9 protein-coding genes are annotated in these 14,830 nt (G+C 39.6%); 7 read left to right on the forward strand and 2 right to left on the reverse strand.

Translation table 11 applies throughout. The features are described from left to right. Positions 1-57: 57 nt before the first annotated feature. Entirely contained in the window at positions 58-3,582 is a 3,525-nt protein-coding gene (locus EHQ49_RS09770; protein ID WP_208732195.1) for a nitrate reductase, read from the reverse strand. A 426-nt stretch (positions 3,583-4,008) separates the two neighbouring features. Here EHQ49_RS09770 and nirB point away from each other — a divergent pair, with 426 nt between their 5' ends. From nirB to EHQ49_RS09805, 7 genes are all read left to right on the forward strand, one after another. After that, positions 4,009-6,528, forward strand: coding sequence for a nitrite reductase large subunit NirB (nirB, locus tag EHQ49_RS09775; RefSeq protein WP_135578870.1), 2,520 nt, complete (start codon positions 4,009-4,011; stop codon positions 6,526-6,528). Between the two features lie 14 nt (positions 6,529-6,542). Continuing rightward, on the forward strand, positions 6,543-6,914 hold the full coding sequence (gene nirD, locus EHQ49_RS09780) for a nitrite reductase small subunit NirD (RefSeq protein ID WP_135578872.1): 372 nt from the start codon (positions 6,543-6,545) through the stop codon (positions 6,912-6,914). A gap of 11 nt (positions 6,915-6,925) precedes the next feature. After that, the gene (gene cobA / locus EHQ49_RS09785) at positions 6,926-7,717 is read left to right on the forward strand and encodes a uroporphyrinogen-III C-methyltransferase (protein ID WP_135578874.1); all 792 of its coding nucleotides are present in this window, start codon (positions 6,926-6,928) and stop codon (positions 7,715-7,717) included. A 9-nt stretch (positions 7,718-7,726) separates the two neighbouring features. After that, a complete protein-coding gene (gene moaCB, locus EHQ49_RS09790; RefSeq protein ID WP_135578876.1) occupies positions 7,727-8,641 on the forward strand; it encodes a bifunctional molybdenum cofactor biosynthesis protein MoaC/MoaB in 915 nt (304 codons plus the stop codon). Beyond that, complete coding sequence (locus EHQ49_RS09795; RefSeq protein WP_135578878.1) at positions 8,638-9,828, forward strand: molybdopterin molybdotransferase MoeA; 1,191 nt, start codon at positions 8,638-8,640, stop codon at positions 9,826-9,828. Before moaCB ends, EHQ49_RS09795 begins: the two co-directional genes overlap by 4 nt. 204 nt (positions 9,829-10,032) lie before the next feature. Beyond that, positions 10,033-11,388, forward strand: coding sequence for an MFS transporter (locus tag EHQ49_RS09800; protein ID WP_208732196.1), 1,356 nt, complete (start codon positions 10,033-10,035; stop codon positions 11,386-11,388). Positions 11,389-11,483: 95 nt separating this feature from the next. Continuing rightward, positions 11,484-13,640 carry a molybdopterin-dependent oxidoreductase gene (locus tag EHQ49_RS09805; protein ID WP_135578880.1) on the forward strand — a complete coding sequence of 719 codons (2,157 nt, stop codon included), beginning with the start codon at positions 11,484-11,486 and terminating at the stop codon, positions 13,638-13,640. On the opposite strand, the gene EHQ49_RS09810 is transcribed toward EHQ49_RS09805, so the two are convergent. Further along, positions 13,637-14,713: a ThiF family adenylyltransferase gene (locus EHQ49_RS09810; protein ID WP_135578882.1), complete on the reverse strand. Its 1,077-nt coding sequence runs from the start codon at positions 14,711-14,713 to the stop codon at positions 13,637-13,639. The genes EHQ49_RS09805 and EHQ49_RS09810 overlap by 4 nt on opposite strands. Between the last annotated feature and the right edge of the window lie 117 nt (positions 14,714-14,830).

The following is a 14,830-nucleotide window of genomic DNA, read 5'->3' on the forward strand; positions in this document are numbered from 1 at the left end:
CTTAGAGAACCAAGGATTTACAAATTTTAAGAAATCGGAAACCGAAAGGGATTCCAACTAATCAGATGTTTTTGTCTCTGCCATCATTGTTTTCAGGATTTGATTCACTTCGGGCCGACAACTTCCGCATCCCGTACCGGCACCTGTTGCCGTCATAATCGATTCTAAATTACAGGCACCATTTTTGATTTCATCTTCGATATTTCCCCGACCCACACTATTACAAGAACAGACCAGTGCACCTTTAGGAGGTTTGGCGCCCGTACCACCAGAGAGTAACTTTCCTCGTTTGTCTCCAAGTTCTACTCCGCTAGCAATTAAGTTTTTATATTCAACAAACTCAGCTTTATCGCCAATGAGGATGGCACCTACTAATTTATCTCCCTTAACAATACATTTTTTATAACGTCTTCTTTTTCGATCCAAGAATACGATTTCTTCATATTCATCCGATAGGTTTTCAAAGGAAACACCAGGAAGCCGTAGTGAAACCAACTCAAGGCCTGGAATTTTTAAAAGGTTGGAATGTAAAGATCCTGAGTATGTTTTGTATTTATAACCAAATATATGTGAGGCGGCAACTTTTGCTTGTTCCTCCGCCGCAAGAACTGTTCCATAAACACCACTGGTATGTTCTGCTACTTCTCCTATGGCATAGATATCCGGATCACTCGTTTGTAAAAATTCATTAACTTTGATTCCTTCTCCTAATTCAAAACCTAAGTTTTTTGCCAGATGTAAATTGGGACTTGTTCCCATCGCATACACAATTCCATCTGGTTGGAGTTTTCGCCCATCTTTCAATTCTACATTCGTAATTCGACCATACCCGTTCACTTTCGAAATTTCAGAATTAAAAAGAACTTCAATCTCTCTCTTCTCAATTTCTTCTCTTAAGATATCACAAGCGACTGCATCTAATTGTTTGGACATCAAACGATCTGTTCTAACAAGAACTGTCACTTTTACATTTAACGACTTAAGAGCCGCAGCAAGTTCCAACCCAAGAAGCCCACCACCAACAATCAATGCATGAGAGTCAGGAACAAAAAATCCTTTGATCCGATCGGCATCGGTTTTAGCCCGTAAACTAAAAACACCTACCATTTCCGGTCCAATGTATTTCGGAATTTGCGGAGAACTTCCCGTAGCAAGGATTAGTTTGTTATACGAATGGGAATTACCAAAGGCATCTTTGACTATCTTCGCTTCTGGCAAAATTTCAGTCACTGAGGTTGCAGTATGAAGATCAATATTCCAAGAAGCCACTTCCTCTGAATCGGCACTGGAAAGTTCATGAAATTCTTTTTCTCCACTGATAAAATCAGGTAAAAGGATACGGTTGTATAAAGGATTTTCTTCCTTACAAATCACAGTGATTTCATCATCGGGAGCTAGGTCTTTATAATTTTTTATAAATGCATGTGTACTATTCCCGCCACCAATGATGATAATTTTTTCTTTTTCTTTGACATAAGGTTTCACTTGCACGGCAGAGATTTTAAACCCTGGTTGTTTCGAAAAAGGATCATAGTCTTTACTTGTTAGGTTGTTCGCCCGAGATTCATCATTTTTATTCTTTTTCCCCCAATGCATCGGCAAAAAAACTGTCCCTTGTTTGATGGTGTCAGTAATTTTAGCACGAACACGTACGACCCCCCTCTCATTCGAAACTTCTGCGATTGCACCATCAATGACATCTATTCGTTTTGCATCTTCCGGATGAATCTCCAAATACGGTTCGGATTTGTGTTCCATAAGTTTTTGCACTTTACCTGTTCGGGTCATAGTATGCCACTGATCACGGATGCGACCGGTTGTTAAAATGAATGGATAAAGATCTGAAGTTTTTTCAGATGTATCCTCCGGTGATACATCAAATATCTTTGCTTTTCCATTGGCACGATAGAAAATATGATCCGAAAATAAACGAGGAGTTCCCCCGTGTTCTTTGTGAGGGTAAGGCCACTGCACAGAACGTTTTTCTTTTAAAATGGAATAATCCAATCCACTGATATCAATTTTGGTATTTTTTGTTAAAGCACAATGTTCTAAGAATACATCTTCTTCCGTTTTATAATTAAAAGAAGAACCAAAACCCATCTTCTGCGCAAATTTTTGAATGATGAAAGTATCAGCTAACGCCTCTCCAGGTGGACTCAAAACCTTAGAAAGATAAGTAACACGACGATCGGAATTAGTCATGGTCCCTTGTTTTTCTGCCCATCCAGCAGCAGGAAGGACATAATCTGCGTAAGGAATAGCAGATGAATTCATAGAAATATCTTGGACCACTACAAGTTCAGCAGCACGTAATCCCTGTTCTACCATACGAGCATCAGGTAAACTTGTGGTAGGATTTGTACATATGATCCATACTGCCTTCATTTTTCCAGTACGAAGGTTTTCGAACATTTCCACTGCCGTAAATCCTGGTTTACTTTGAATGACTTCGGTTTCAACCCCCCAAAACTTTGCCACTTCTTCTCGATGACTCACATTGCTCAAATCACGATGGGCCGGCAACAAATTAGAAAGTCCACCGACTTCTCTTCCTCCCATAGCATTGGGTTGGCCAGTAAGAGAAAAAGGGCCGCTTCCTGGTTTTCCTATTTTACCAGTTAACAATGACAAGTTGAGAAGAGCTAGGTTTTTGTTGACACCCACCACACTTTGATTCAATCCCATAGCCCATAAAGACAAAAATCCTTTCGACTGGCCAATGTAAGATGCCGCTAAATGGATCTCATCCACAGGGATTCCACAAGTTTTTGCTGCGGACTCTAAATCAAAATCGGATAAAAGTTTTTGTAATTCTGCATAACCTTCCGTATGGGAGTTAATGAATTCGGAATCAATCCAATTGTTTTGAATTAATACCTTAGCAATTGCATGAAAAAGATAAATATCAGTCCCTGGATGAATTTGTAAGTGTAAGTCAGCATCTGCGCAGGTATCTGTCTTTCTCGGATCTACAACAATGATCTTTACTTCAGGATGGTTCTTCTTATGTGCTTCAATCCTCCGAAATAAAATAGGATGACACCATGCAGGATTTGCCCCTGCGATAAGAAAACAATCTGCAAGTTCTATGTCTTCATATGCAATAGGCACGCTATCTTCACCCAAAGCCATTTTGTATCCCACAACGGCAGAACTCATACAAAGTCTCGAGTTAGTATCTATATTATTACTACCGATAAATCCTTTAATGAGTTTGTTGATAATATAATATTCTTCAGTAAGGAGTTGGCCTGAGACATAGAATCCCACGGAGTCCGGGCCGTATGTTTGAATCAATTTTTTGAACTTATCAGCAATACCTGATAAAGCAATATCCCAACTAACTTTTGATAATGGAAGATTTTTGTCTTTTCTATGAGAAGGATAAAGAATACGATCAGTTGTATCCATAACCGTATAATGCAAATTCATCCCTTTCGAACATAATAAGCCCTTGTTTGCAGGATGGTTTTTGTCCCCTTCCACAGAAATCTCTGTTGGGCTTGTTTTGTGGACAGTCACACCACAACCAACCCCACAATAGGAACAAGTAGATGCATAGGTTTCTTGAATCAGCACACAAACAATCAGCAATAACTATGCCAATTGCTGAAATATTCACAAAAATGCTTATTCCGACAGGAATTTGAATTGAATCATCCCAGATTGAACCAGGTTCCAACAAAATCACGAAAAAATATTCGTAAAATATGCACATAAAACGTACATATTTATTAGATTCTAACAGAAAGGATTAAAATAACTTCAAAAGGAAAGTGACTTACTTTGGGAACTCATGCTCGAAAGATAGGCAGTTTCCCTTTTCTTGTAGTGAATTTTCTCTTTTTTCCGCAAAGACTCTCTCAATTTCCTAAGTAAGCTCCTGTATCCGTAGTATTTTTAATCTAGCTGCCTCCGTTAGGTACACTTCGTGCATATTATAGGAAGACTGGAACCATACAACGGTTCCCTTCAGAATACTTTTGATCCAGGTAGGGTAACAAAATGATCAAGCGAAAGTTAATCGTCATTGGAAACGGGATGGTTGGACATAGATTCTGCGAAAAGTTGGTGGAATTTGGTGGCACGGATAAATTCGATATTACTGTTCTTGGAGAAGAACCAAGAAGAGCTTATGACCGCGTCCATCTTTCAGAATACTTTGCAGATAAATCTGCCGATTCCCTTTACCTTTGTTCCCCTGATTGGTATAGAACAAACGGTATAAAATTATTATTATCAGAACCTGCCATCTCTATTGATACGATCAAACGAAAGTTAGTTACTAATTTAGGAACTGAACTAGAATTCGATGAATTAATTTTTGCAACTGGTTCATCTCCTTTTGTACCTCCACTCGAAGGTTTAGACAAAGAAGGTGTTTTTGTTTATAGAACCATTGAAGATTTAGAACAAACAATGGAATACAGCAAAAAAGTAAAAAAGGCTGCTGTACTCGGTGGAGGACTACTCGGACTCGAAGCTGCTAAAGCTCTGGTTGATTTAGGAAAAGAAACTCATGTTGTGGAATTTGCTCCAAGACTTATGCCAAGGCAGTTGGATGATGGTGGTGCTGCCATTTTAAAATCCAAAATTGAAGAGATTGGGGTTGAAATTCATTTAAACAAACAAACAGAAAAAGTATTGGGTAATGAAAAAATCGAAGGATTCGAGTTCAAAGATGGTGGCAATCTCCAGTTCGATATGCTCATTGTTTCTGCTGGAATTCGTCCGCGAGATGAACTCGCAAAAGAAGCTGGTATTGCTGTGGGAGAACGTGGTGGTATCATCGTAGATGATGGAATGGGAACAAACGTGTATGGAATTTATGCGATTGGTGAAGTAGCATTACATAGAAATTTTATTTATGGTCTCGTGGCGCCTGGTTACGAAATGGCAGAAACTCTTGCTTTTAACTTATGTAGCCCTGGCAGCAAACCTAAGGTGTATGCTGGCTCCGATTTATCCACAAAACTAAAGTTAATTGGTGTTGAAGTGGCCTCTTTTGGAGATGCTTTAGGCCAAGCAGAACATATTCCAATTGTTTTTAAAAATCCAAGAAGTGGTGTTTATAAAAAACTAGTGATCTCACCTGACGGTAAATACTTACTCGGTGGAATCCTTGTTGGTGATGCTAAAGCTTACGGAAACTTATTGTCCTTTTATTTAAACAAAATGGAACTTCCGGAAGAACCAGAAACTTTGATTGTTGGTTCCGTTTCTGCAGAAAATCTTTTTGGTGCTGATTCTTTACCGGATGATGCAAAGATTTGTTCTTGTAATAACGTTTCCAAAGGGAATATCCTCACTGCCATTCGCGAAAAAGAATGTTATGACATTACTAGTTTAAAGAACTGTTCCAAAGCTGGTAGTGGTTGTGGTGGATGTTTGCCACAAGTAAACTCCATTCTTAAAGCTGAGTTGAAAGTGCAAGGTAAGGTAGTTACAGAACATCTCTGTGAACACTTTAAATATTCAAGAAAAGAACTTTTCCAAGTCATAAAAGTAAAAGCACTCAAATCATTTCCTGATGTAATCAAAGAGATTGGTCGTGGAAATGGATGTGAAGTTTGTAAACCAGCTGTCGCATCAATTCTTGCAAGTGTATGGAACGAACCCATTCTCAAACATAGAGAAATCCAAGACACCAATGATAAATATCTCGCCAATATCCAAAGAGGAGGAACCTACTCTGTGGTTCCGCGAATCCCTGGAGGAGAGATTACTCCCGAGAAACTCATTGCGATCGGAGATGTTGCCAAAAAATACAACCTCTATTGTAAAATTACCGGTGGACAACGTATCGACTTGTTAGGTGCAAGAATCGATCAACTCCCTGCTATCTGGAAGGATTTAATCGAGTTCGGTTTTGAAAGTGGACATGCTTACGGGAAATCAATGAGAACTGTAAAAAGTTGTGTTGGTTCTACCTGGTGCCGGTTCGGAGTACAAGATAGTACATCATTTGCAATCAAATTAGAAGAAAGATACAAAGGAATTCGTGCTCCTCATAAATTAAAGTGCGGAGTGTCCGGTTGTATTCGTGAATGTGCAGAAGCCCGTGGAAAAGATTTTGGAATTATTGCCACAGAAAGAGGTTGGAACCTGTATATCGGTGGGAACGGGGGAGTAAACCCTAAACATGCGATCCTTTTTGCAGAAGATTTAGACGAAGACACTTGTATCAAGTATATCGACCGTTATATGATGTTTTACATCAGAACCGCAGACAAACTGATGAGAACTTCTACTTGGTTAGAACAACTGGAAGGTGGAATTGATTACTTAAAAGATGTAGTTATCAATGACAGATTAGGGATCAACTCACAACTGGATGAAGAGATGAATGCTCTTGTGAACACTTATCTCTGTGAGTGGAAAGACGTTGTGGAAGATACTGAAAAACAAAAGAAATTTAGACATTTTGTCAATAGTAATGAAACAGATCCTAATATCAAATTCATCGAAGAACGTGGTCAGATCCGCCCAGTGGATTGGGTAGAAAAAGATTTGGTTAATTCATAAGCAGGAGAATCAAAATGTCAGTAGATACAAAAAACAAAGAACGAGTATTCATAGGTCCAGTTTCTGAATTCGAAAAAGAAGGTGGAGTGTCGGCAAAAGTAGGCGATAAACAAATCGCAGTTTTCTACTTTGAATCCCGAAACGAGTGGTATGCTTGCGACAATGCCTGTCCTCATACAGGGGACATGGTTTTGTCTCGTGGATATTTAGGAGATACCAATGGGGAACCAAAGGTAGTTTGTCCACTCCACAAAAGAAACTATTCTCTAACGAGTGGTGAATGTCTTAGTGGTGAAAATTATAAAGTTAATCTTTATCCTGTCGTCGTAGAAAATGGATCGGTATATTTAGAAGTGGATCCGTCCATTTCAGGTAACCGCGGTTAATCGATACCTATATGGATATTTCCAATAACCAAACAAATAAAGGTAAGGTGTATTTGGTAGGTGCAGGACCGGGTGATCCGGAACTTCTGACTGTTAAGGCACTCAAAATGTTACGAAAAGCAGATGTTGTTTTTTATGATGATTTGGTTTCCCCAAGAATTCTTGGGGTTTGTCGAAAAAAAATCCAATTGGTTTATGTTGGAAAAAGATTGGGAATTCATAGTTGTTTACAAGATGAAATCAATTCAAAACTCATCCAAGCGGCAAACGAATTCAAAACGGTTGTTAGGCTGAAAGGAGGAGACCCTTCTATCTTTGGACGTGTTGGGGAAGAATTTGCGGCACTCCTTGCGGAAGGAATTCATTGTGAGATTGTTGCTGGTATCACGACTGCTTCCGGAGTTGCCTCCTCCTTAGGATTTCCATTAACCCACAGAGACTATGCGAGGGAGATCCTGTTTCTTTCAGGACACAAAAAGGATGGTGCCAACTCGGAAGGTTTTAAAAATCTCAACTGTGTTGGAAAAACCATCGTGGTTTATATGGGTTTGAACTCGATAGGTCTCATTGTTTCCGAACTTCTAGATGCAGGGAATACAAAAGAAACACCTATCGCTGTCATTCAAAATGCAACCTTGACGACAGAAAGAGTTTTCACTGGAAATTTAGATTCAATCCAAAACATCATTGAAGAAAACGAGGTCAAATCACCAGCCATTCTTGTGATAGGAGAGATTGTACGTTTCTATTGTGAGATGGAAAATTTGAAAAATGGCTGTTCTTCCATTCTCACACCCTTATAAGGGATAGGAATGAATGATATTACTGGCAAAAGAACCACCCTTCGTTATGCAGAAGCAGAAGGGTATGTGTATTGTAAGGCGGAGACAATGGAAAGAGTCAAAGCCAACACATTACCCAAAGGAGATCTATTTGGGGTAGCAAAGGCAGCAGCCCTACTCGGATCAAAAAAAACTTCAGAACTCATCCCGCACTGCCATCCAGTTCCCATCGATTCGTTTTCAATTCAATTTGAAATTATAGAAGAGAAAAATGCCATTCGCATTCAAACTACGGCAAAGTCCATAGGCAAAACAGGAATCGAAATGGAAGCACTAACTGGAGTTACAGTTGCTGCCTTAGTCATTTATGATCTCTTAAAACCTATTGATAAAGAAATTGAAATTTCTTCTGTCCGACTTCTGGAAAAAAAGGGAGGAAAAACAGATGCACAAATTTCTAAATTTGCTGCAGGGTCCACAGCAAAAATTTTAGTTTGTTCCGACTCCTGTTTTGCCGGTAAAAAAGAAGATGGTTCGGGAAAAGTCATCGCAGACCTTCTTATCCAAGAAGGGGTAGATGTTTTAGAAATTAAAATCGTTCCCGATGAACCAAAAGACATTCAAGATACCATTACAAATTGGACAAAAGAAAAAATTGACCTCATTGTTACCACTGGTGGGACAGGACTTGGTCCAAGAGATAATACAACTGATACCATAAAACAAATCTTAGAACAGGAGTTACCAGGTGTTTCCGAAGTAATGCGTTCCTTCGGACAAGACAGAACTCCTTTTGCAATGTTGTCTCGTTCTGTTGCTGGTAGGATCGGAAAATCTTTGGTGGTTTCCGTACCAGGAAGTACCAATGGTGCGAGAGAGAGTATGACGGCAATTTTACCTGCAATTTTCCATGCTAAAAAAATGATGCGAGGAGAGGGGCATTGATTTCCTATACGGAAGCTCTGGAAAAAATTCTTTCAGAAGTTAGACATTATCCCAGTGAACTTATCTCATTAGATCAATCTTTTGGGCGGGTTCTCTGCGAAGAGATCAAATCAGATCGAGACTATCCACCTTTTCACCGTTCAGCGATGGATGGATTTGCGATTAGTTCCCAAAACTATACACCCAATCAAGTTTATCCTTACCACAGAGAACTACCTGCAGGTATGAGTATGGATTTAGAAAAGGATGAAAAGGCCATTCGGATTATGACCGGTGCCCCTGTTCCCGAGGGATTGGATGTTGTCATTAAAATTGAAGATGCGAACCTAATGGAAGTTAACGGACAAAAACAAGTTTCGTTTTCTACAAAAGAAATTAAACCTTGGTTGAATATTTCCAAACGAGGCGAAGATTTAAAAACTGGAGATTTGGTTTTGCCAAAAGGAATCCAAATCGGAACTTCTGTCGCCTCTCTACTTGCAAGTCTCGGCAAAGATAAAGTATCCGTAGTCAAAGCTCCAAAAGTTCATATCATTTCTACAGGAAATGAAGTGGTTCCGATCCACAGTTCTCCACTACCCTTTCAAATCAGAGATTCCAATTCGTATACAATCAAATCTATTTTATCCAAATACAAAATCCAACCGGAATCTGTTACCCATGTTCCTGATTTAGAATCAGAAATCACCAAACAAATCCAGATAGGATTAGAAGCAGATATCCTAATTCTATCTGGTGGAGTCTCTATGGGAAACCTTGATCTTATACCATCCATATTACAAAAATTAGGTGTCGAACTCATCTTCCATAAAACTGCAATCAAACCAGGGAAACCTATTTGGTTTGGGAAACGGAAGAACACCATTGTTTTTGGAATGCCTGGTAATCCATTCAGCGTCCAAACCTGTTCTCGGATTTTTCTTGAACCATTTTTAAGAGAATCTTATGGACAAAATCAACTTCCTTCTTATAAACTTCCCTACCATGGCACCAAACAAAGAAAAGGTGGTCTTACTGAATTTTTCCCTGTCCAATTAGAAACAAAAGACAATACTTATCTGAAACCAATTTCATTCAATGGAAGCGGAGACGTAAGAGCCGGTGTATTCTCTGATGGACTTGGCATTTTCCCAAGTGATCTCTCTCAAATCCAAAAGGGTGATACCATCGACTTTCTGCCTTGGTGATCGAAAGTTACCGAATCCGTTGTATAATTGGTACGCAGTTTACACGCTTTCTGATCAAAAAAATGCCGGTTTGTAGTGCATTTTCTACATAAGGGAAAACCATAAGCGTAAAGTTCAGTTTTAGGGCGTTTTAACGCATTTTAGGTCATTTCGTGCTCTGGTACGCTTTTTGCACTGTTTATCAGCATAAGGAGTACACTACCCGTGACCATTACACCTCATGCGAAAGCAACTAAAATCGAATTATTCAGCCTGGCAACACCCCAGATGCGCACCTTTCACCTAACATGGATTGCATTTTTCCTATGTTTTTTTGGATGGTTCGGGATCGCTCCCCTTATGGTATATGTTAGAGAAGAACTTTCTTTAACAAAAGCTCAAATAGGAAATATCATCATTGCCTCTGTTGCCATAACCATCTTTATGCGATTGTTTATCGGATGGTTGTGCGATAAAATTGGGCCGCGGATTGCGTATACTTTTCTTTTGACTTTAGGATCCATACCTGTTATGTGTATTGGTCTTGCAGATAGTTATCTCTCCTTTTTATTGTTACGACTGGCCATTGGTGCCATTGGTGCTTCTTTTGTAATCACTCAGTATCATACTTCAGTTATGTTTGCTCCCAATATCATCGGAACTGCAAATGCAACAACTGCGGGTTGGGGTAACTTAGGTGGTGGAGTCACACAAATGGTAATGCCAATCCTATTCGGATTCTTTGTTGCTTTTGGATTTACTACTGGAGTTTCTTGGAGACTTGCTATGGTGGTTCCTGGTGCTGCTTTGTTTTTTATGGGGATCATTTACTACTTCGGAACACAGGACACCCCAGGTGGTAACTTTAAAGATATCAAAGAAACCTATCCTACCTTCCAAGGGGGAAAGAAAAATTCACTTAGTAACTTCCTACTTGTGATTAAAGATCCAAGAGTATGGTTACTCTTCCTTGCTTATGGTGCTTGTTTTGGAATCGAACTTACCATCAATAATATTGCTGCCTTGTATTATGTAGACCAGTTCAAATTAACGCCTGCTACTGCGGGACTCATTGCTGGGCTTTTTGGTCTCATGAACTTGTTTGCAAGAACTCTTGGCGGAGCTTTCGGCGATAAGTTTGGAATTAAATGGGGTCTTCGTGGAAGAGTTGTTTGGTTGAGCGCCGTTCTTGCAGGAGAAGGCCTTTGTTTGATTTTGTTTTCGCAAATGAGTTCTCTCATCCTTGCAATATCTTCTATGATTGTATTTAGTTTGTTTGTGCAAATGTCCGAAGGAGCCACGTTCTCAGTTGTTCCTTTCATTAACAAAAAAGCAATTGGAGCGGTTTCCGGAATTGTTGGTGCCGGTGGAAATGCAGGAGCTGTGTCTGCGGGATTTTTATTCCGAGGCGACTTAACTTACCAAAACGCACTTTTAATTATTGGAGTGACCGTTACCATCGCTTCCTTTTTTACCCTCCTTGTAAGATTTTCAACAGAAGAGGAAAAAGAAGTGGGTGATGAAATGAGTAAAATTCTCCCAACTAGTGAAAAGGATTCCACTTTAGTTTCTGCTACATAGAACTTCGAAAGAGTCGATTTTTGAGAGAAATAGACTCATTTTAAACTTGTCTAAAGAAAAACTCTCTCTTAAGATCTTTGTCTTAGGAGAGAGTTATGGACCAAATTCATTACCGGTCTTGCAGTTTGTGCGAGGCAATGTGTGGACTACAAATCGAATTGAAAGATGGCTCCATCCAAGGATTCAAAGGAGATCCGGAAGATCAGTTTAGTCGAGGCCATATTTGCCCGAAAGGACCTGAACTCAAAAGCCTTTACCAAGACCCCGATCGTATCAAACTCCCTCAAAAAAGAACGAAAACTGGATGGGAAACTGTTTCCTGGGTCGAAGCCCTTTCCGATATTGCTACACAACTTGTAAAAATCCAAAACACATACGGAAGTGATTCTGTAGCCATTTATAATGGAAATCCGACGGTCCACAATTACGGATCAATGTTACTAGGACAGCGGTTTGCCAGCAGGCTCAAAACAAAAAACAATTTCTCGGCTACTTCAGTAGACCAGTTACCCCACCAATTACTTTCCTATCTGATGTTTGGTCACCAACTCCTAGTCCCCATACCTGACATTGATCATACCGACTTTTTCTTAATTTTGGGAGGAAACCCATTTGCATCTAACGGAAGTTTAATGAGTGTTCCCGATGTTAAAAAAAGATTAAAAGCAATTCAGGACAGAGGTGGAAAGTATGTGGTTGTGGATCCTCGTAAATCTGAAACGGCAACCCATGCTGACGAACATTTATTTATCAAACCAGGAACTGATGCTTATTTCCTACTAGCCATCCTCCATGTACTTTTTGAAAAACAACTGACAAAACCAAATGACCTGATCCGCAAAGAAGATTTACAAACCATTCAAATGGTCGCAAAAGAATACGACCCGGAAAGAGTTTCCAAAATCACTGGTGTTTCCAAAGAAACCATCGAAAGAATCACATTTGAATTTGCGAATGCACCTTCAGCCGTCTGTTACGGAAGAGTTGGTGTTTCCACACAAGAGTTCGGAGCCGTTTGCCAATGGCTTATCAATGTCATCAATATTGTTACTGGAAATTTAGATAACAAGGGTGGTGCTATGTTCACTCTCCCTGCGGTGGATTTGGTTGGAGAAGGATCTGTGATGCGCTCCTCACCTGGAAGTTTTAATTCCTACCAATCCCGAGTTCGCAAACTTCCTGAATTCAGTGATGAACTTCCGGTGGCGGCACTAGCAGAAGAAATTCTTACCGAAGGGGAAGGAAAAATCCGAGCCCTTTTTACATCGGCAGGGAATCCCGTTTTATCGACACCTAACGGAACCAAACTCGATAAAGCTTTGTCTAGTCTGGATTTTATGGTAAGTGTTGATTTTTATTTGAATGAGACTACAAAACATGCAAACTATATCTTACCTCCCACCTCCGCTTTAGAACATGATCATTATGATTTAATTTTTAATGTATTTGCAGTTAGGAATACAGCACGGTACAACCAACCTCTTTTTACACCAGAACCAGGGATGTTACATGATTGGGAAATTTTTTCTGATCTAACAAAACGTTTGGAACTTACCCGGGCCGGCAAAGAGCTACCCAAAGACATCATCAAAACAAAACTAACACCTGCTAGTATTATAGACCACGCACTCAAATCAGGGCCTTATGGTAACAAAGGACCTCATAACAGGGAAATGAGTTTAGAACTTCTAAAAAACAGCCCTCATGGTGTAGACTTGGGGCCTCTCAGATCTAGTTTTCCCGATCGTTTGTACACAGAAGACAAACGGATCCACCTATTCCCCGAAATTTTAAAAGAAGATCTGCCAAGGCTTAAGAGTAAATTTACCGAATGGGAAAAATTTACTTCTGACAAATCTCATTTTTTACTCATAGGAAGAAGGCATTTACGAAGTAATAATTCTTGGATGCACAACCTACCAAAACTCATGACAGGAAAACCACGTTGCACCGTAATGATCCATCCCAATGATGCCAACCATTTGGGAATTTTGAATGATGAAGAAGTCATAGTAGAATCATCTGTTGGTAAAATTCATATCCATGCAGAAATTACTGAAGAACTGATGCAAGGTGTTGTGAGTATCCCTCATGGTTTTGGACACAACCGTGGAGGAACCAATCAAAAAGTTGCTACCGAGTTTTCAGGTGCGAGTATCAACGACCTCACTGATGACCAGGCCATTGATGCGTTTTCAGGAAATGCTGCCTTTAGTGGAATCAAAGTATCGATTAAAAAACAGCCTGCCTAAGAGGTCGGATTGTTTTTTAAGTATTGGAAATAGGCACGCTTTCCTCCACTGAGTGAAAAAACCTCATTTGTGGTTTGTAAATAGGAAATTGCTTTTTGAGATCGTACTCCCGTTTCACAAATACAAACAAGAGTTAACTCCGATGAAAATTCAGGAACGAATCCTTTTTCCAACTCTGATAGAGGTAACAAAAAAACTTCTGGGATTGGATGAGAATCCGTTTCCTCTTTTTCTCTGACATCAATAAGAAGGACATTTCCCTTTTTCTGATAAACAACGAATTCGTTTGGATGTATCTCTGTTTTATTCAAACTTAGATTGTTTTCTTTTTTTTCATGACCACAGGTCGGACAATCCAGATTTGCTTCTATTTTGGACTGATAGAGTGTCGGTGGATTCCATTCCATAAAGTATACAGAAGATAGATCCGTCGAATTTGGATCTAAAAGATACTGCATCGCCAAGGAGGATTGGTAAGTACCGGCAAGTGTCGTTTGTACACCGAGCACACCACCCAAACTACAATTTAAAGTATCCCCTTCTTTTAAATCTGGAAACAAACAACGGTAACATGGTTGTCCTTTTCCAGAAAAAATAGCAAATTGAGCACTCGTACGAAATACAGATGCGGTGACTAAGGGAATCGATTTTTGAATACAAAGTTCGTTGATCTGATATTTGGATGTAATTGTGTCCGTACAATCCAAAACAAGATCCCATCCGTTAAGGAATTCAGGTTTGGTCCCTTCCGAAACCAGTTCCGAAAAACATTCCACTTGTAACCAAGGGCAATGTTCTAACAGAACCTTAGAAACCACTTCTGTTTTGGGAAGGCCTAAGTCTTTAAAAGTAAACAATGTTTGGCGGTGAAGATTAGAAACTTCCACTTGATCAAAATCAACAAGGCCTAACCGGCCAATTCCGCCAAGAGCAAGTTGCAGAGCAGCAGGACATCCAAGCCCACCAAGGCCAATAATGAGGACGGAGGAATCTCGCCATTTTTTTTGTCCAAGAGACCCAATTTCTGGAACTTGGATTTGGCGTTGGAAAAATTGTCCCTCGTCTGTATCCATAAATTAGAGGAGAATTTAAGATTTATCGCAATCAAGGAGAAATTGACCTTTAGGTAAAATAGTTTAATAACCGAATCAAAGTTCCTATTTTTGTTTTCAATTGAGAAAACTAGATTA

It is taken from the genome of Leptospira perdikensis (assembly GCF_004769575.1).
GTDB classification, from domain to species: domain Bacteria; phylum Spirochaetota; class Leptospiria; order Leptospirales; family Leptospiraceae; genus Leptospira_A; species Leptospira_A perdikensis.

Excerpts from the sequence above, each read along its gene's own strand:
- nirB (WP_135578870.1), top strand. The coding sequence starts at position 4,009 with ATGATCAAGCGAAAGTTAATCGTCATTGGAAACGGGATGGTTGGACAT.
- nirD (WP_135578872.1), top strand. The coding sequence starts at position 6,543 with ATGTCAGTAGATACAAAAAACAAAGAACGAGTATTCATAGGTCCAGTT.
- cobA (WP_135578874.1), top strand. The coding sequence starts at position 6,926 with ATGGATATTTCCAATAACCAAACAAATAAAGGTAAGGTGTATTTGGTA.
- moaCB (WP_135578876.1), top strand. The coding sequence starts at position 7,727 with ATGAATGATATTACTGGCAAAAGAACCACCCTTCGTTATGCAGAAGCA.
- EHQ49_RS09805 (WP_135578880.1), top strand. The coding sequence starts at position 11,484 with ATGGACCAAATTCATTACCGGTCTTGCAGTTTGTGCGAGGCAATGTGT.
- EHQ49_RS09810 (WP_135578882.1), bottom strand. The coding sequence starts at position 14,713 with ATGGATACAGACGAGGGACAATTTTTCCAACGCCAAATCCAAGTTCCA.